General features: G+C 44.1%; 19 protein-coding genes. 14 read left to right on the top strand and 5 right to left on the bottom strand.

What is annotated here, in order from left to right; all coding sequences use genetic code 11:
* Positions 1-16 precede the first annotated feature (16 nt).
* The 9 genes from cobA to nirD all read left to right on the top strand — a co-directional run bounded on the left by cobA (position 17) and on the right by nirD (position 10,055).
* On the top strand, positions 17-922 hold the full coding sequence (cobA, locus tag R8N47_RS22125; protein ID WP_213913592.1) for a uroporphyrinogen-III C-methyltransferase: 906 nt from the start codon (positions 17-19) through the stop codon (positions 920-922).
* On the top strand, positions 919-1,872 hold the full coding sequence (locus tag R8N47_RS22120; RefSeq protein ID WP_064354655.1) for a glycosyl transferase family protein: 954 nt from the start codon (positions 919-921) through the stop codon (positions 1,870-1,872). The genes cobA and R8N47_RS22120 overlap by 4 nt, the downstream gene beginning before the upstream one ends.
* A gap of 228 nt (positions 1,873-2,100) precedes the next feature.
* Entirely contained in the window at positions 2,101-3,018 is a 918-nt protein-coding gene (locus R8N47_RS22115) for a dienelactone hydrolase family protein (protein WP_045405199.1), read from the top strand.
* Positions 3,019-3,091: 73 nt separating this feature from the next.
* Positions 3,092-3,673, top strand: coding sequence for an ANTAR domain-containing response regulator (locus R8N47_RS22110; protein WP_025767697.1), 582 nt, complete (start codon positions 3,092-3,094; stop codon positions 3,671-3,673).
* Between the two features lie 265 nt (positions 3,674-3,938).
* Positions 3,939-5,303, top strand: coding sequence for a CmpA/NrtA family ABC transporter substrate-binding protein (locus tag R8N47_RS22105; protein ID WP_005375887.1), 1,365 nt, complete (start codon positions 3,939-3,941; stop codon positions 5,301-5,303).
* A 72-nt stretch (positions 5,304-5,375) separates the two neighbouring features.
* Positions 5,376-6,341, top strand: coding sequence for an ABC transporter permease (locus R8N47_RS22100; protein WP_005375889.1), 966 nt, complete (start codon positions 5,376-5,378; stop codon positions 6,339-6,341).
* Positions 6,342-6,352: 11 nt separating this feature from the next.
* Entirely contained in the window at positions 6,353-7,189 is an 837-nt protein-coding gene (locus tag R8N47_RS22095) for an ABC transporter ATP-binding protein (protein ID WP_005450080.1), read from the top strand.
* 10 nt (positions 7,190-7,199) lie between these two features.
* Complete coding sequence (nirB, locus tag R8N47_RS22090; RefSeq protein WP_064354656.1) at positions 7,200-9,719, top strand: nitrite reductase large subunit NirB; 2,520 nt, start codon at positions 7,200-7,202, stop codon at positions 9,717-9,719.
* Positions 9,720-10,055: a nitrite reductase small subunit NirD gene (gene nirD / locus R8N47_RS22085; RefSeq protein WP_064354657.1), complete on the top strand. Its 336-nt coding sequence runs from the start codon at positions 9,720-9,722 to the stop codon at positions 10,053-10,055.
* Positions 10,056-10,153: 98 nt separating this feature from the next.
* On the opposite strand, the gene R8N47_RS22080 is transcribed toward nirD, so the two are convergent.
* Positions 10,154-10,558 carry a PPC domain-containing DNA-binding protein gene (locus R8N47_RS22080; RefSeq protein ID WP_064354658.1) on the bottom strand — a complete coding sequence of 135 codons (405 nt, stop codon included), beginning with the start codon at positions 10,556-10,558 and terminating at the stop codon, positions 10,154-10,156.
* A 1-nt stretch (position 10,559) separates the two neighbouring features.
* Positions 10,560-11,135 (bottom strand): TetR/AcrR family transcriptional regulator, encoded by a 576-nt coding sequence (locus R8N47_RS22075; protein WP_005375904.1) that lies wholly within the window; start codon positions 11,133-11,135, stop codon positions 10,560-10,562.
* Positions 11,136-11,419: 284 nt separating this feature from the next.
* Here R8N47_RS22075 and R8N47_RS22070 point away from each other — a divergent pair, with 284 nt between their 5' ends.
* The 4 genes from R8N47_RS22070 (at position 11,420) to R8N47_RS22055 (ending at position 14,216) form a co-directional block, all read left to right on the top strand.
* Positions 11,420-12,034, top strand: coding sequence for a glutathione S-transferase family protein (locus R8N47_RS22070; protein WP_005387550.1), 615 nt, complete (start codon positions 11,420-11,422; stop codon positions 12,032-12,034).
* A gap of 220 nt (positions 12,035-12,254) precedes the next feature.
* Entirely contained in the window at positions 12,255-12,515 is a 261-nt protein-coding gene (locus tag R8N47_RS22065) for a hypothetical protein (RefSeq protein WP_053303685.1), read from the top strand.
* Positions 12,516-12,544: 29 nt separating this feature from the next.
* Entirely contained in the window at positions 12,545-13,774 is a 1,230-nt protein-coding gene (locus R8N47_RS22060; RefSeq protein ID WP_064354659.1) for a PP2C family protein-serine/threonine phosphatase, read from the top strand.
* A 64-nt stretch (positions 13,775-13,838) separates the two neighbouring features.
* Entirely contained in the window at positions 13,839-14,216 is a 378-nt protein-coding gene (locus R8N47_RS22055) for an ATP-binding protein (RefSeq protein ID WP_246542892.1), read from the top strand.
* A 70-nt stretch (positions 14,217-14,286) separates the two neighbouring features.
* Here R8N47_RS22055 and R8N47_RS22050 read toward each other — a convergent pair whose 3' ends face one another.
* The 3 genes from R8N47_RS22050 to R8N47_RS22040 all read right to left on the bottom strand — a co-directional run bounded on the left by R8N47_RS22050 (position 14,287) and on the right by R8N47_RS22040 (position 17,445).
* The gene (locus tag R8N47_RS22050; protein WP_025767706.1) at positions 14,287-14,478 is read right to left on the bottom strand and encodes a hypothetical protein; all 192 of its coding nucleotides are present in this window, start codon (positions 14,476-14,478) and stop codon (positions 14,287-14,289) included.
* 34 nt (positions 14,479-14,512) lie between these two features.
* Entirely contained in the window at positions 14,513-14,848 is a 336-nt protein-coding gene (locus R8N47_RS22045; RefSeq protein ID WP_025767707.1) for an Hpt domain-containing protein, read from the bottom strand.
* A gap of 446 nt (positions 14,849-15,294) precedes the next feature.
* Positions 15,295-17,445, bottom strand: coding sequence for a serine/threonine-protein kinase (locus R8N47_RS22040; RefSeq protein ID WP_064354661.1), 2,151 nt, complete (start codon positions 17,443-17,445; stop codon positions 15,295-15,297).
* Between the two features lie 312 nt (positions 17,446-17,757).
* Between R8N47_RS22040 and tagH the strand changes: the two genes are divergently transcribed.
* Positions 17,758-18,951, top strand: coding sequence for a type VI secretion system-associated FHA domain protein TagH (tagH, locus tag R8N47_RS22035; protein ID WP_053307738.1), 1,194 nt, complete (start codon positions 17,758-17,760; stop codon positions 18,949-18,951).
* Positions 18,952-19,102 lie beyond the last annotated feature (151 nt).

The following is a 19,102-nucleotide window of genomic DNA, read 5'->3' as shown; positions in this document are numbered from 1 at the left end:
TAAAGAGGATAAGCACATGGAAGCGCCTTATCAAAAGTCTTGGTTTAAGAAAGGACAAGCGAGTCAGAAACAAGAACGTTCGTCTCGCTTTTCTAAGCATGACCAAGCAAGCAAACTGAACCAACTTTTAGGAGACCATTCAGTAGATCTAGATGCGAACCACAAAGGTTTTGTCTCGATTGTTGGAGCAGGGCCGCACGATCCTGACTTGTTAACCGTAAAGGCAGTGAAAGCGATTATGTCGGCAGAGGTGCTGCTGTACGACCGTTTGGTTAACAAAGATATTTTGGAGTTGGCTTCGCCACAAGCTGATTGGATTTACGTGGGCAAAAGATGCGGACAACCTAGTATTGGTCAGGAAGAAATTTGTGATTTGATAGTATCGCTCGCTCAACAAGGAAAGCGAGTTGTGCGCTTAAAAGGGGGAGATCCTTTTGTATTTGGTCGTGGAGGCGAAGAGGCGTTAGCGCTCGTCAAAAACTCAGTCGCGTACGAAGTCATCCCCGGTATTACTGCTGCGATTGGATGTTCAGCAAACAGCTTGATTCCGCTGACTCATCGTGGCGTTGCTCGCAGCGTTACCTTTGTTACAGGGCAAGTGGTAACAGGTGCATTTGAAGCGTGGAGCCAACTGATGCAAAGCGGACAAACGTTAGTCTTCTATATGGGGTTAGAAAAGTCATCGCAAATACAAACGGGATTAATCAACTCCGGTTTGAGAGCAGATTTCCCAGTCGCGATCATCACTCATGGTTGTAGCCCTCAACAACAAGTGCACGTTACACAACTCAATCAGCTCAATGATTTATCGATTACACTTAAAGGCGTGAGCCCAGCATTGATTGTGATGGGAGAAGTTGTCAAACTGCGCGAACAACTAATAGAAACCGTACAGTCAGTGACGGAATACGAGGGAATATGAGCAGCATTTTGGAATGTATTAGAACAGTCGGTCGTGGCGAACGTGGTAGAAAACCACTGAACTTTGACCAAGCGTTTCGAGTTATGGATGAATACCTAAACGGTGAGTGCGACGACGATCAGATGGCAATGTTATTGATGCTGATCCGCGTACAGAACGAAACTCAACAAGAAATCGCTGGCTTTGTGAAAGCATTCCAATCCCGCATGCCTGCTATTGGTGCGGACATTGATTGGCCATGTTATGCAGGCAAACGTGAAGCGGCAGGTCAACCTTGGCACCTGTTGGCAGCGAAGATCCTCGCCGATAATGGCCATAAAGTGCTGATGCACGGCTATCACGACCGCCAATCTGGACGTTCACACGCAGAAGATTACCTCGACAAGTTTGCTATCGAGAAAGCGGAATCAGCAGAAGAAGCAAAGCGTGTCTTAGAAACGCAAAACATCGTGTATCTGCCGCTCAGTGCGTTCGCTCCTCAAGCAGAAACCATGATCGGTTGGAAGAATCGTTATGGGCTTAGAACGCCGATTAATACCGTGGTTCGTGCATTGAATCCGGGGCAGGCGACGGTTGGTATTCGTGGTAGCTTCCATCCTGGGTTTCAACAACTTCATGCTGAAGTCGAATACGAGATTGGTCAAACCGCTCATGCCGTTGTGTCATTCAAAGGACAATCGGGTGAGTCAGAATACAACCCGAAAGTAAGCCAAACGGTATGGTTAAGCCAAACAAGCGGCGTGACATCGCACTACTGGACGGAACAAATGCTGTCTGAGGTGCCAATGCCTACAAACTGCCCGTTTGGGACGTCAGAAGATGACATGAACCAAATGGCGAATACGGTTCTTGCCACCATGACAGTGGTCTTGTTTGCACAAATGCACGACAGAGAAAAAGCATTCGAACGTGCCTTCTCATACTGGCAAGCCTATTGTGGCCAACAATAACGCACTATTGTCAATTAATGTAAAACCAACGACGCAAAGTTGTTGAATCTGAATCCATTATCTATTGTTTGAAGAAGGTAAAAGATCCTAGCTCGCCAATGATGTGTTTCACCACCTTGCCCGTATCAGAGAGGTGAAACTGCAGTTTTGACCTCAATTGCGCTCATTCTTTACTTCGCGTTTGAGAATTAGAAATTCCCATATGGTAAGACACAGAGGACATGGATAATGGTTCTAAAGCATACCACTCCTAGTGAAAAGGCTTCTCACCCGATCCCGCAAGAAGCCTTCGATTGGTACGACGAATACGCCCACGGAAAAATCACGCGCCGTGAGTTTCTTAATAGGCTGGGTGGCCTTGCTGTGCTCGGCTTTAGTATGACAGCACTGGTCGATGCGTTAACCCCGAATTACGCACTCGCAGAACAAGTTTCATTTAACGATCCTGACATCAAAGCAACTTACGAAACCTTTCCATCTCCAAATGGGCATGGAGAAGGGCGTGGTTATTTGGTGATGCCACAGAAGAAGACCTTGAAATCGCCGACCGTGTTGGTGATTCATGAAAACCGAGGTCTGAACCCTTATATCAAAGATGTAGCAAGACGACTTGCAAAAGATGGCTTTATTGCTTTCGCTCCAGACGCGCTTTATCCACTCGGCGGCTATCCGGGGAACGACGATGAGGGTCGCGCTATGCAGAAAGATATGGACAGAGCCAAGATAGAACAAGACTTTATTGCAGCCGCTAACTTCCTCAAACAATACGAGGGTGGAAACGGTAAATTGGGCGCGGTTGGATTCTGCTTCGGTGGATACATTGTCAACATGCTTGCAGCGGTAATGCCAGAAGAGCTCGATGCAGGTGTGCCTTTCTATGGAACACCAGCGGCGCAAGAGATCCAAAAGCAAGTCAAAGGGCCTTTGATGATTCACTTTGCAGGGCTCGATAAGCGTGTTAACGACACATGGCCTGCCTATGAGCAGCAGTTAATTGCAACCGACGCTCAGTATCAAGCGCTAATGTATGAGAACGTCAACCACGGCTTCCATAACGACTCAACAGCACGCTACGCACCGGAAGAAGCAGCACTCGCTTGGGAGCGCACACTCGGCTTCTTCAAAGAACATCTCGCCTCTAGTTAAAGCGCGTCTACTTTAGTTGGCACATTCCTTGTTATGTCTCTCTTAGTGAGTGAGATATAAACAAGGAATGTGCATGACTCAATCAACGTCAAAAACACCCATCATAGTATGTTGTGATAGCCTCCAAGAGCAGGCTCGATTGTCCGGCTTATTGAGCAAAGATTACGACAACATCATCGGCTGCCAATTGGCACAACTAGAAACGTTAATGCAACGAGAACCGTCGGCAAGCGTTGTGGTTGGATGGCAGCAACCAACCGCGGAACTGCGTTTGATCGTCGATTTCTGCCGCAGAAAATCGGCACCACTTCTTATCGTCTTAAAGCAGTTATCATCTAATGATATCAATCGGTTATCAGAAAAAATGGACTATGTGCTCATGCCGCACGATAGTGAGTTTGCGCTTCAGCCTTGGATTGAACATGCGACACTAGTGAGAGCGAAATTCGAAAGTATGCAATCGGAAATTGAATTACTGACCAATAAGATTGAAGAGCGCAAGCTGGTGGAAAAAGCCAAAGGTCTGCTTATGAAGATGCACAGCGTTGATGAAGATCAGGCTTATAAAGCGCTAAGAAATTCAGCCATGCAATCGAGCCAAACGCTCGCACAGGTTGCCAAGAATTTGATAACTACTTTGGAAGTGTTGGATTAGTTGTTCTACCACTTTGGGGGTAGGGGGCGTTTTCTAACGTGGTGCGTGTTGCACTATCAGCAAGCAATAACAGGGAATAACAAACGACAAGATATATTAATCTATTGTATTTACTGTAAAAAATAAGTTGGCACAGTAATTGGATTAGAAGAATTGGGTTTATTGTTGAATCGCTTATCTCAATTATCAACGGCGGTAATTGTAGACTTAGCAACGGCGCTACTGCTCTTCGGAGTAGTGGCGCTTTTTTTATGGGAGCAAACCAATGAAATGGAGTTCGATGCTGAAAGTGTCAGCAATTTCGTTATCGGTATTCACCACGGTCAGCGTAAAGGCAGAGTTGGGTGAGCCAGAAATTGAAGACCTGAAGTTTGGTTTTATTAAGTTAACCGATATGGCACCGCTGGCGGTTGCTTATGAGAAAGGCTTTTTTGAAGACGAAGGCTTGTACGTCACTTTAGAAGCACAAGCAAACTGGAAGGTGCTATTAGACCGAGTCATCGACGGTGAGCTTGCTGGCGCGCACATGCTTGCTGGTCAGCCATTGGGCGCAACGATTGGTGTTGGCACAAAAGCAGAAGTGATTACTGCGTTCAGTATGGATTTGAACGGCAACGCAATCACGGTTTCCAATGATACTTGGGAGCAGATGAAGCAATACATTCCAAAACAACCGGATGGCAAGCCTGTTCACCCAATCAAAGCGGATGCACTGAAGCCTGTGGTCGACAGCTATCTGGATAAAGGTAAACCGTTCAACATGGGCATGGTGTTTCCTGTATCGACGCACAACTATGAGTTGCGATACTGGTTAGCGGCAGGTGGGATTCATCCAGGCTTTTACGCACCAGACTCAGGCGATAACAGTGGCCAGTTGGATGCTGACGTTCTTTTGAGTGTTACACCGCCACCACAAATGCCAGCGACAATGGAAGCGGGCACGATCAAAGGGTACTGCGTAGGCGAACCATGGAACCAACAAGCCGTATTCAAAGGCATTGGCACACCAGTCGTGACCGATTACGAGATCTGGAAGAACAACCCAGAGAAAGTATTCGGTGTTTCCAAAGCTTGGGCTGAGAAGTATCCAAACACACACATACGCGTAGTGAAAGCCTTAATTCGAGCGGCGCATTGGTTGGATGAAAACGACAATGCCAACCGCCAAGAAGCAGTGAAGATGCTATCAAAAAGCGAATACGTTGGAGCCGATGCCGAAGTTATCGCCAACTCAATGACGGGCACATTTGAATACGAGAAAGGTGACAAACGAGACGTGCCAGACTTCAACGTGTTCTTCCGTCATAACGCCACGTATCCGTATTACAGCGATGCGATTTGGTACCTGACTCAAATGCGCCGTTGGGGGCAAATCTCAAGCGAGAAATCCGATGATTGGTACATGGATGTCGCAAAAGAGGTTTACCGTCCGGACATTTACCAACAAGCGGCTCAAGCACTGATTGAAGATGGTGTGTTGAGCAAAAAAGACTTCCCAGATTTTAGTGCTGAAGATGGTTTCCGTGCGCCACAAACACACTTTATCGACAACATCGTTTATGACGGTCGCGAGCCAAATAAATATCTAGAGAAGTTCTCTATCGGGCTTAAAGGAAAAGACAAGGTTTAACCATAACGATAAACGCCACAGGCGAGGGAATTCGCTTGTGGCAACAAGGATGTAAATTTCTTAGGAGTGAGTATGTCTAGTAATGTCATTTCCCTGTTTCCTGCTAAGCAAGTAGTGAACCGAAGTCGGCTGGTGCTTTTGCCCGTCATTGGCTTGCTGATCTTTTTGGCAATGTGGCACTTAGCAGCGAGAGAAGTGCAAACTTCATTAGGTACGCTACCGGGACCTGTGCAAACTTTTCAGCAGTTCAGCAACCTTGTCGATGACCATTGGCAAGAGCGAGAAAAGGAACAAGCGTTTATCGAGCGTCAGGAAAAACGCAATGCTGCGAAGTTAGCCAAGAATCCAGACGCGGAAGTGAAGATTCGTCCCTACACAGGTAAGCCGACGTTCTTCGATCAAATCATAACAAGCTTAGTGACTGTGACTGCGGGCTTTTTGCTGGCGACGGTTATCGCGATTCCACTTGGCATCGTGCTTGGTCTTAATCAAGGGCTGTATCAAGCGTTCAACCCAATCATTCAACTGCTCAAGCCCGTATCACCTTTAGCTTGGCTGCCTATCGTCACTATGGTTGTAAGTGCCACTTATGTGAGTGATGACCCGATGTTTGCTAAGTCGTTCATTAACTCTCTGATCACTGTAGCGCTGTGTAGCTTATGGCCGACGCTGATAAATACCGCAGTGGGTGTAACGAGCGTTGATAAAGACTTAATCAACGTGAGTAAAGTGCTTCAACTTTCGTGGTGGCAACACATTCGCACCATCGTTTTACCTTCTGCCATTCCAATGATCTTCACAGGTTTACGTCTCTCTTTAGGTATCGCTTGGATGGTGTTGATTGCGGCAGAAATGCTCGCTCAGAACCCTGGGTTAGGCAAGTTCGTTTGGGATGAGTTCCAGAACGGCAGTTCAGCATCATTGGGGCGCATCATGGTGGCAGTCATCACTATTGGTTTTATCGGTTTGATGCTCGATAGAGGCATGCTGCAACTTCAAAAGTGGCTGTCTTGGAATAAACAACAAGCGTTGAGATAAGGGAAAAGATCATGGAAAAAGCATTATTAGATCTAACGCGTTTAGGGATGCGATTCCCAACGCCAGATGGCGAGTTCATCGCGCTTAAGAACGTCGATTTACAAATCAATAAGGGCGAGTTTGTATCGCTGATTGGTCACTCTGGCTGTGGTAAATCAACGGTATTGAACTTAGTTGCAGGGCTACACATGCCAACAGACGGCGGCGTGATCGTCGATGGGCGAGAAGTGGCAGGGCCGGGACCAGACCGCGCAGTGGTGTTCCAAAACCATTCATTGTTGCCTTGGCTCACCGTATATCAAAACGTTGAGCTAGCTGTAAAACAAATTGCCGGCAAAAAGGGCAAAGCGTGGATTCAGGAGCAAGTGAATCACTATTTGGAGTTGATTCAAATGCAGCATGCCGCGCACAAAAAGCCGGATGAAATCTCTGGTGGTATGAAGCAGCGAGTCGGCATCGCAAGAGCACTGGCACTTCAACCAAAGGTTTTATTGATGGATGAACCATTTGGCGCGTTGGATGCGTTAACTCGTGCGCATTTACAGGATGCACTGATGAAGATTCAAGCCGAGTTAAACAATACCGTCATCATGATTACCCATGACGTGGATGAAGCTGTGCTGCTATCTGACAAAATCGTGATGATGACTAACGGACCGGCAGCAACCATTGGAGAAGTGTTAGAAGTAAATCTACCTCGCCCTCGTGAGCGTGTCGCACTGGCAGATGATGCGCAGTATCAGAAGTGTCGACAAGCTGTGTTGAAGTTCCTTTATGAGAAGCAATCCAAAGTCGAGATTCCTGCTTCGAAAGAAGACAAACCCAAAACCGCAGCGCAAACGGCATAAGGAGGCAGCGATGAACAGTCCTTTAACGATTCCAGTAAAGAACGCATTGAGCCACATCGTTGTGGTAGGTAACGGTATGGTCGGGCAACACCTCGTCGAGCAATTAGTGCAGAAAAACGCGCATTTGGAGCACCGAATTACCGTTATTGGTGCAGAGCGCTTTATTGCGTATGACCGTGTACAGTTGTCCTCTTTGTTTGCGGGTAAGTCTCATGATGATTTGATGCTGAGTAACCAAGAATGGTACGACATGCATGGCATCCAACTCGTACTTGGCAGCCAAGTAACAGGCATCGACAGAGAGCAAAAGCGTATTCTGCTTGATGGTGAAGATGTGCTGGGTTACGACCAACTCGTGCTCGCGACCGGTTCTTACCCGTTTGTGCCGCCAATTGAAGGTAAAGACCGAGACAACGTGTTTGTCTATCGCACGCTTGATGATCTTTCACAAATCAAAAAGGCATGTGAAGCCGCAAGAACAGGCGCAGTGATTGGCGGTGGCTTATTGGGTTTAGAAGCGGCAAACGCACTCAAGCTATTGGGGTTAGAAACTCACGTTATTGAATTTGCTCCCCGCCTGATGCCCGTGCAGTTAGACGATGGTGCTGGCTTAGTGTTAAAAGAGAAGATTGAAGCGCTAGGGCTAACCGTTCACACCTCGACGGGTACGGAGCGAATCTGCGATGGTGAAACGGCTAAGCATCGTATGGTGTTTAAAGACAAAGATCCTCTCGAAGTGGATGTGATTGTCTTTTCCGCAGGTATTCGCCCTCAAGATGAGTTGGCAAGGCTGGCTGAGCTAGAAGTAGGCGAGCGAGGCGGCATTGTGATTAACAACCAATGCCAAACCAGCGATGAGAACATATACGCGATTGGCGAATGTGCCCTTTGGGAGCAGAAGATATTTGGTTTAGTCGCACCCGGTTACACCATGGCGAGAACCACTGCCGATGCCTTGACTGGTATGCCGAGCGAAGGTTTTAAAGGTGCAGACATGAGCACCAAACTCAAACTACTTGGGGTAGATGTGGCGTCTATCGGCGATGCACAAATGCAAACCGAAGGCGCACAAGAAATGGTCTTGCAAGATGCGGTCGCAGGCATCTACAAAAAGCTGGTGGTTGATGCGAGCGGCACCCAATTACTTGGTGCGATTCTCGTCGGTGACAATAGCGACTACGATGCGCTCTTACAGTGTTATTTGAACAAAACTGTCTTGCCAGACCACGCAGCGAACCTGCTGTTTGATACCGGAATGCTGGACGGAGAGATGCCAGACAGCGCCATCATCTGTTCTTGTCACAACGTCACAAAAGGCGACTTAGTTGCCGAGATTCAAGCTGGCACTACCAACCTGACGGACCTTAAAGCCAACACTAAAGCCGGTACTGGCTGTGGTGGCTGTAGCAATATGGTGAAGTCGGTATTGGATACTCAATTGGCAGCCATGGGGGTAGAGGTTAACAACCACCTTTGTGAGCACTTTGAGCTTAGTCGCCAAGAGATGTTCCATATTTGCCAAGTGGAACAAATCAAAGACTTCGACACCTTAATTGCACTGCATGGCAAAGGGCATGGGTGTGATATCTGTAAGCCGACAGCGGCATCTGTGTTTGCTTCTTTGTGGAATGAACACATCATGGAGCCTCAACATCAATCTCTGCAAGATTCTAACGATGCTTTCATGGCTAACCTGCAAAAAGATGGCTCTTACTCGATTGTACCTCGTGTGCCAGGTGGCGAAATCACACCAGACAAACTCATCGTGCTAGGCGAAGTTGCTCAGCAATACGATCTGTACACCAAGATCACTGGCGGTCAGCGCGTGGATTTATTTGGTGCGCAGTTAGAACAGCTTCCTGAAATCTGGCAAACCTTAATTGATGCTGGTTTTGAAACCGGGCACGCCTACGGCAAATCGGTGCGCACCGTGAAATCTTGCGTGGGTTCTACTTGGTGTCGCTATGGTGTTGATGACTCGGTCGGATTAGCTATTGAGTTAGAGAACCGCTACAAAGGATTGCGAGCGCCCCATAAGCTTAAGTTTGCCGTATCGGGCTGTACTCGCGAGTGTGCAGAAGCGCAAAGTAAAGACATTGGGGTGATCGCCACCGAAAACGGCTGGAATCTATACGTTTGTGGTAATGGCGGCATGAGACCAAGACACGCTGATTTGTTTGCATCCGACTTATCCAAATCAGAGTTGATCACCATGATCGACCGGGTTTTGATGTTCTACGTCAGCACTGCTGATCGCTTACAGCGCACGTCCGTGTGGATGGAGAACATGGAAGGGGGCTTAGATTACCTTAAACAAGTGATTTTGGATGACTCTCTAAATCTATGTGATTCTTTGGATGAACAGATGGCGCGCGTCGTAGATACTTATCAATGTGAGTGGAAGAGTACGTTGGATAATCCTCAAAAATTGCAACGCTTCCGTCCTTTCTTGAACAGCACGTCGGGCAGCAAAGTCTTACCGTACCAACGTGTGCGTGGTCAGCGTATACCCGTGAAACAGGAGGTGTAAATGACAGCTTTAACCAAAGTGAAATTGTGTCAGCTTGATGACCTAATGCCGTTCATCGGTGCCACGGTGTTGATTGAAGGCGAGCATGTCGCGTTATTCTACATTCCCGATAACGGTGTTTACGCCGTTCAAGATTGGGACCCAATTGGTAAGGCTTATGTGATGAGTCGAGGGATTGTCGGTGATATTGATGGTGAGATGTGTGTTGCGTCACCACTGTACAAACAGCATTTCAGCTTAACGAGCGGGGAGTGCTTAGAAAACGAAGCGCACTGTCTAAAAACGTGGCAAGTAACAGTCGACGATAATCAGGTTTGTTATTTAGTCGAAGAATGATCCTAGAAATTTGCCTGCTCGATATGAGTAAATTCTTAGCGTAAGAGATAAGCGAATAAAGCTCCAGAGACCACACTGTAAGGCTCTGGAGCTTTTAATTATTTGGAAGGATTCACTTGTAGTTCGGTATAGCCAGTCGAGTCGTCCATCGCTCTAGTGAACTCAAGTTCTGAGTAAGAATGGATGATCAATTCTGCGGTAGTATCAATCACTGTGTCTTCCAGCAAATGCCCACCCCAAACTCGTCCTTCACAATCAGACACCGAGATATGAACGTGTTGATGTTCAGCCGTTAGGGTTCCCATCACAGAGACGATTTCAAATGGCTCTTGTTTGGTTAACGTACTCTCTGCTCCTGCCAAACGAAGGTTGAGGTGAGAGACACAGCCAACGCATGAAGCAATCGAGCCTGCTTTGATACCATGCTGCTCGACCAATTTCGCTAGGCTCAGCTTTAAGTCCATGCCTTTGGTAAGACGTACTGCTATAACTTCAATCGACATGTCACTTCCTAATCAAAACCAGCAAGCAGGAAAGCGCCGTATCCAAGTCGGCATAACGTTTGGCTTTGCCAAGTACACGCATACCTTGCATGTTGTTGAGAACAAAACGAGCGAGTTCTTCTGGTTTCAGCGTTTTTGGCACTAAGGTTTCTTTCTGCGCATTAGTCAGTGCATCCGCAATGATGTCTATAAGATGGTCAAATAAGAAATGCCCTTTACGCAGTACATCATCGTCTTCACCAGCGTGCTCAATCAACGCATTTTGGATAAAACACCCACAGTTGCGTTTGCGTTGCAGTTCAGCAAAAGATTTAAGGAACGATTCCAACTCAGGTAAAGACGCATCGTCTTTTTCCAAATCATTCAGTGACGGTAGTGAGACCTTTTTTAAGTAAGTATCGAGCGCTTCGTAGTAGAGCTGTTGCTTGTCACCATAGGTGTTGTAAAGACTGAAGCGGTTGATGTTCAACTCGTCGGTGAGATCCGAGATAGACGTGTTCGCAAAGCCCTTGCGCCAAAACACATCCATAGCCACGAGAAGCTTTTCATCTCGGTCGAAGTTGGCTTTTCTTGCCATAAATTACCTGCCTGGGTCTGCTTATCGGGTAATTAAATTGCTTTGGAGGGATGGTACAGAGAACCTCTAGCGTTCGAACTGAACCAATATGATGAATACCCATCTATTCTTGGGTATCAGCCTCCAAATTCATGTGAACTCACAAACGGCATCAAAAATCTCGCTCAGCAAACAGACCCACAACTGTTTGAAAATTTTTGATAGTGAAGTTCTTGACTGATCGTTTATAAACTGGCTACAGTATATCCTAACCAATCGGTTAGAAAAAGATAAAAGGATGTGAAATGAAGCTCTATGAAACCGCAATGACTCCAAGTTGTAAGCGAGTTAGCATTTTTCTAAAGGAAATCGGTGGCGAGGTTGAGCGAATTGCGCTGAACGTTCGTGAGGGCGATAACCTATCTGAACCGTTTAAATCGAAAAGCGTGAACGGTAAAGTGCCTCTGCTCGAACTGGATGATGGTACGACGATCTGTGAAAGTGTGGCGATTTGTCGCTACCTAGATGAAGCGTTTGAAAATGATCTGGCGCTGTTTGGTGCTAACCAGCTTGAACGTGCTCAGGTGGAAATGTGGCATCGTGTGGTGGAGTTCCAAGGACTAAATGCGGCATTTCAGGCGTTTCGAAACATGACCGGAGTTTATGGAGACAGAGAACGTTGCGTTGAAGCATGGGGCGAAGAATCAAAACAACGCGTCTATGAATTTCTGCCTGTCTTAGACAAGCGGCTTGAACATAATTATTTTATCGCCGTAGACCATTTTACTATTGTCGATATAACAGGCTTTATTTTGATCAGTTTCGCAATTAAAGGCCTAGAAATTGATGTGCTATCGACGTCGCCAAACATTGCTCGATGGTATAACCAAATTTTAGCTAGACCTGCATTTCAGAGTTAATGTATTGCAGCGAGTGGATGATAGCTCGCTGCTACCACCTTACCGATTCTTAACTCAGCAGGATATTTAAATTTTTTCAGATTTTTCTTATTTTTTCTCCTATCGCCTATAATTGGAAAAACAACCTCAATTTGCTTCGTTGCGTTTTAGAGCCTCGAGCTCTTGGTCCGTAGACGCTCTCTTTCATCATGGAAAGTCTAATAATAGACAAGGAGAGGTCATGAGTATTCAAGTGAAAACTATCAATAATATTCTAATCGCCCTGTTAATGGTTTCGGTTTTTGGTCTATTCGCACTGTACCTCAATTACATACAGCAGAATGAACAGATTGAAAGGCTGCAAAGTCAGTTAATCGAAAAAGAGCATCAGATACTAATTTCTAATGAAGCGTTGTCTTACACTCGATATCAACACCAATTATTAGCCGAAGACTACAGCCGTTTTAGAAATGAGCAGTCAGTGACTAGTGTTTTGCGTTAGCCAGTAAAGCAACCGTATTAAGGAGGAAGATGAAACCCATTCTTTTGGTCGATGATAGTAAAACAGTACTGCTTTACATCAGCAGTGCATTGGAAAAGCAGGGCTATGAAGTGGTTGCAGTTGAAGACGGAAGAGCGGCGCTTGAGGTGCTAACTCACCGCCCTGATATTCAGTTTGTGCTGAGTGATTTAATGATGCCTGGAATTAATGGTATTGAATTGTGTCGCCAGTTAAAATCTAAAGTTAGCGAACGTTACATTTTCTTTGTTCTACTGTCTTCTAGAAATGACCAAAGTTCGATCGTGAAAGGCATTGATGCTGGCGCAGATGATTTCGTAGATAAGAAGACGTCTGTAGAGGAACTTCAGGCCAGAATCCGTGCGGGGTTTCGTACTTTAGAATTGCACAACAAGCTCGTAGAGAGAAACAAAGAGCTAGATGCGGCCTATCAAACAATCCACCAAGACCTACAGTCTGCGAGTCATCTGATGGAGCAACTACTCCCTGCTGAATCAACTATTCAGAATGTAAATTTTAGCTATGTCTACAAACCATGCTCCCAGATTGGTGGTGATATGTTGGGGTATTTGGAGCTCGATGAACACCATGTTGCGTTTTATGTATGTGATGTTTCTGGTCATGGTATTTCTTCAGCTTTGATGGCTTTTTCTATTCAACAGACACTATCTCAAAGTCAGGGGCCTGATTCGATCACGATGGAGTTGAGAGATGACGGCTATTGCGTAAGTGAGCCAGCATCTGTGATTGAACGGCTAAATCGGCGTTATCAGCAAACTAGAAACAGTCAACTTTACTTTACTATGGCTTACGCCATTCTTAACACAAAATCAGGGCGACTTAGCTATTGCACGGCTGGCCACCCCAGGATCTTAGTTTGGCGAGCGAGTACGAAAACGATGGAACAGATAGGTGACGATAACTTTATCGTTGGTGCAATGCAGCCGATGGAATATAGCGGTAACCAAATTAGTCTAGATGAGGGCGATGCATTGTGGCTTTATTCGGATGGTTTGATTGAAGCGAGGCAGGGTGAGGAGATGTTTTCACTACAACGATTGGCATCGAGTATAAAAGCTGTTTGCACGCTGCCAGTTGAAGATCAAGTGGGAGACGTCTTTAAAAAAGTACAATCTTGGCACAACGAAGATGAGTTTGATGATGATGCCAGCCTTTTACAGGTAAAATGGCATGGTGAGAGGCTCGATTTTAAGGAAAAGAATGTCAAAGAGCGAATTTAAACGAACTTACGGGAGCTCCCTTACTCACTCACGAAGTGCGAGCAAAGACGTTGTTCGGTTTTTGATGGGTCATCAAATCCCCTTAAATGCAATTCAATCATTGGAGCTTTGTGTCGTTGAGCTCATGAATAACGCTTATATTCATTCTTACAGTGAAATAGAAGGCCAGCCAATTGAAGTGGAGTGTAGGGTTGGGGATGACCAAGTGTCCGGTTTCGTGGAACTTAGAGTCTCTGATTGCGGAGCGCCGATCAATGAAAAGACGTTCATCCAACATAAAAATAAACAGATTGAGGCACCTAACTTAATGGATGACGATAGTTGGTCCTCCTCTGGTCGCGGACTGATGTTAGTCGCTCAATTATCTGACCTGTTTAAATTGGAAAAAGGTTTCGAAAACAATACGTTTGTTGTAGTGAAAAGGAATTGGGAGAGAAACTAACAACCAAGCAAAGTCGATTTGCTTCACTTGGTCCCTAGCGTTAATCTGACGGTGGCGTTGTATATCATTGTTATTTTGTATTCGTTGTTGGTGCTGGTGATAGTAACGCCTCCAACTCTTCTGGTGTTAGGATATCACTGATGTTTAACATATTACTTTCATCATCTAGCGCCATCTTTGTACGGCTAAGTAAGTACCTTTTTTGAGTTGGTGTTAGGTCTTTGAGAGACTCAATCAACTCCCTGAAATTGCTATTATTCATTGCCATATTTCCCCCAGTTAAGCCTTGAATTTCTTTATTGCATATTCTTCAAGTAAGCGAAGATTTGTTGATTAATTGCAGCTAGCTCTTTAGTAACTATAGCTATATCTGAGCTATCTGGCGCTGTATCGTTTCTGGTTTTTTCTTCTATTCTTTGAAACGCAATGACCGCGGTGTCTTCTCCGAAACTCTCTAGAATGCCTTTTAAACTATGAGCTAATAGATAGAGTTCTGACCAACATCTGCTTGCATATAGCTCATCTATACGCTCTATATCATTCGTGTGATCTTCAAGGTATGTAGAAAAAACAGTGACGATCAGATCTACGTCGTTATCCATGTATGTATTGAGAACATCAAAATTAATCATGTATACCCCTATTAAACGTTGAGGTAGAGGAATGTTTCGGATAATGAAGGCTTAGCCGAAGGTATGAATGGCATAACCAGTATTTGAGCAGAAATAGTTTGCTTGTCGCTTGAGATAAACTTACAAAAAGAAAGTCATTGTTAAAGATATTTTGACTTATATCCAAACGGCAATGGTCGAAATGTAGGGATGGAAAAACTTCAACTCGCGTGTTTTTAACACAAGTAGCAAAGGGGATGTTTCCAAGTAAAACGCCGAGTCGGTAAGTGTCTTGCAGTCCTAGTTTAAGGCTATCGTTACATACGGACGCCAGACGTTCGCCAACTTTGACTATTCCTTCAGTCAAGGCTAACTCTCCTCATTAAGTACAAGTATAAATTAGCAATCTAGTTGCATATTGGCAAGTAATCTACGGCAAAAAAGGGACTCGCGTCCCTTTTGTATTACTAGCTTTGCTTAGAGTCCTGTTCTATTTGCTTCATAAGCTCGTTGGCTTTCTTCATAGCGCGTCTTGCGCTTGAAGTCCTTCGCTTATTAAGCAATATATCGGAGAAGCGTAAGTATTTATCAGCAGTTTTGAATCTTAAATCGTTAACATCCTGAAAACCAATAGGAAAGTTTTTCGAGAACAGATCCACATCCTTCACCAAGTTATCGAGATGAGTTGTCGTCCTTGCCTTTTCTAGGCGAGAATAAAAGTTTTCAAACTCTTCTTGGAACAGGATTCTAGCGGCATCTTCTGGAAACGGTAGAGGGCTGTTGGAATCTAGCGCTGTCTCATATAATTTCATTTCCAGCACTGCATCTTTCATCGCATTACTTATCTGTAAGTTCTCTTGATGCTCTTCTACGTTTGAAAAGAAGGTGTTCCCAACCTTAATAAGAGCAACAAGTGCAGCTGCGTCTTTCTTTTTGAGTGCTTCAGTGAGGTGCTGACCGAAAACATCGCTAGATAACGAACTTGGCGTGAAAGGATAACCTTGATGAATCTGATTTAACTCATCCTTGAGCTCATAGATGGATTTACTGCCGTCTTCTTTACTGTACCGAGACTTTTCAAGTTGACTGTTGATTTGCCTTGCTATCGAAAGTAACGTGGAGTGCTTGCTTGACTGAATATCTAAGGCAAGAACTTCTATTTTATGTGAGTCAGGGTAGTAGGTTTTTGCTTTATCAAGTATGGACTCAATTTCATCATAATTCGGGTAGTTGTTGGCATCAGAATTCAAAACCTGATCAATTTCAGATTCAAACTCGCTGAGAATATAGGTCTTGTGTAATCGTAATAAGCCAGCCTTAACGACTGGATGTAAGCTTTTTTCACTATCAATCAGTGCCAAACTTTTTTCTTCTGGCGTATCAAGCTGCCACTCTTGTCCGGCAATTTGATCATTTTGCTTGCTAATAACGGTTTCCAAATTGGCGATGGTTTCTTGTTGCTGCTGATAACCAAATACAATGCCGCTAACTAATAATATACTCGCTGCCGCGCCGCTAGCGATAGGCCAATAGCGCATATTCAATTTGCGTTTCAACTGCTCAGGGGTCAGCTCGTTCGGAATGATGCCAGTTGAAAATACGCTTGAAAATATTGGCCACTTAGATGCAGGCATGTTAGTTGGTTTAGAGACCTTGATCTTCTTTTTGAGAGCTTCATTAACTGGAGTTCTTGCGTAAGGGTGTTTGCAACTCAATAACTCATAAGCAATACAAAATAGAGCAAACATATCGTCGCTTAAGTTCGGTTCCTTACCGGATAACAGGTTGAGTGATGCATAGTTGGGAGTATAACCAAGCGTTTCAACATTTTCGGATTTACGTTTAGCCGCATATTGATCCTGCTTTAATTGATGTGTTTTAGATACACCAAAATCAAGCAGCTTAACGTTACCCTCAGACGTTAAAATCACATTAGCGGGCTTTAGGTCGGCGTGCACTACACCAAGAGAGTGAGCATATGAGAGTGCATCGAGTACCTGATTTAGGATTGATAAAGTTGCATTAAACTTCAGCCCATGGGGCCTAGAACGCTGTATTAAACTCTCTAATGTTTCTCCGTTAATATACTCCATAACTAAAAAGTATATTTCGCCATCAACACCAAAATCAAAAACCCTAATGATATTAGGGTGGCTTAACCTTTGAGTTTGTTGAGCTTCACGTATTAACATGCGTGCAGTCTCTGGTTGAGAAGCAAACTCTTTCTGTAATATTTTTAACGCAACGTAGGGTGTTTCTGAACCTGAAGATTCAAGAATCTTATCTTTAGCTAAGTAAACATCGCAAAGCCCACCATGCCCAATAACCGACTCAATTTCATACCGATTTTTAACGGTCGTTCCTATTAAGCTTTTGTTAATAACATCTTTGTTATTATTTAATGAGTCATCTTTATTGTTTTTTTTCTTATTAACTAACGGAGTGTTTTCTTTTTGAGACAGTTTTGTATTTGTTTCATTTTTATTTTTAACGGAGGTTTCATTATTAGTGAGTTTAGTTGTTTTAATTGCATTGTCTCGTTTTTGAGTCTTTACAATTTTAGTTTTATCTCCGCTTTCTTCGTTATTTATAGAATTGTTTTTATTACTGTCTTCCATCACAAGAACTCCGTATAAATGATGGGGGAATATATACCTTTCTGCTCAATGAAAAGTCATTATGTTAGAATTTCTCGGCCAAACTAACATTCGTTTTTTTATTGATGAAAGTCTAAGTGTCAAAAATTTGAACTTGGTTGGATAATTAAAATTGTTGAACAATACGTGATTGCTTTGATAAAAAAATGATTCATTATTCCGTGCATGATTTTCAATGGCAGTATTAAGGTTTTTATTAATCTTACTGTTAATAAGAAAGCAGTTAATAATAAAATTAAAAATAATATCTAGCAGGTCTTTGGCGAGGTTTACATGAAGTTGGTTTTAACCATAACAAGTTTTCACAAATTTACTCCAGAGATTGAGAGTGAGTTCGTGTTTGAATCAAGTGATGAACATGCCAAGGTTACATTTGGTAGGTCTGAACAATGTGATTGGACACTACCAGATCCTGAAAGAGTGGTATCCGGAACCCACGGAGAACTGATTAAGTTTGGTGACAAATACTTGATAAAAGACCTCTCAACTAATGGTACTTTTGTAAATAATGCTGTAACTCCTGTGGGTCAAGGAAATGAAATAGCACTAAGCAATGACGATATGGTTAGCTTAGGGGATTATCAAATTTCAGTTTCTGTTCAAACAGATACAGATGTATTCAGCCTTGAGACAAGTAAAAGTCTTTCTAGCGCCCCCCCTGAAGTAGTCTCAAGTCCATCGGAAGAGGAATTTGTTGACCTAGGCCTTAGTGCTAGTGAACTCTTAAACGAAAGTGTTCCTTCTGACTTTCAGCTAGATATTGGTTTAGTCGATGATTTTATTGATATCCCAAAGCCCGAAAAACAGAGCACCGTATCTGAAACTTTACCGAAAGTTAACCGACAATCAGAACACCTATCGACTCCCAACTTTGATACCAATGGGGGTGAACTTGCGGCTTTTGTTAGAGGGGTGGGTATAGATCCAATGATGATTCCCAGCGATAACCGAGAGGAATGGTTTGAACAACTGGGGGAGTCATTTTCTTTGATGCTAGTTGGTTTAATGGAAACACTGCATAACAGAGCGGTGTTTAAGCAAACAAATCGACTTAGTCATACCGCATTTCGTAAGTCAGAAAATAACCCTTTAAAGTTTTCTGCAAACTTAGAAGATGCGATTCATAACTTATATAACCGTCAAACTGCTAGCTTCTTAAAGCCAAATGCAGCCATTAAAGAAGCATTTAATGACATCGAAAGTCATGAGCAAGCCTTAATGAAAGGTGTTGAAGGTACGGTTTCGAGTGTTATGTCACTTGTTGAACCTACTTCTATATACTCAGATGCTTTAGCGAAAGACACGGTTATCAATAAGGTTATTCCAGCTAGAAAATATGCTCAAAGTTGGAAGAGGTTTGAGGATATTCATGAAAAGTTATCCGATGATATTATCAATAAAGAGTCTCCGTTCTATTTAGAAGACTTCGCTAAGCACTATGAATTAGCATTAAAAAACAAAGGCTAGGAATTAGGGTGATGAAAAAGTTTTACCAATATATTTTGTTATTAATTTCAATGGCTTTATTTGGGTGCTCAGCACTGAGGGATCCCCTCATAATTTCCCCAAAGCACAACCATGTTTGAATAGATTTTGAGCAAGCAGGGTTGCAGCCGCG

This window comes from Vibrio sp. 2132-1 (genome assembly GCF_033344315.1).
Note: the sequence above shows the minus strand (reverse complement) of the source record. Positions and strands in the feature narration are given on the sequence as shown.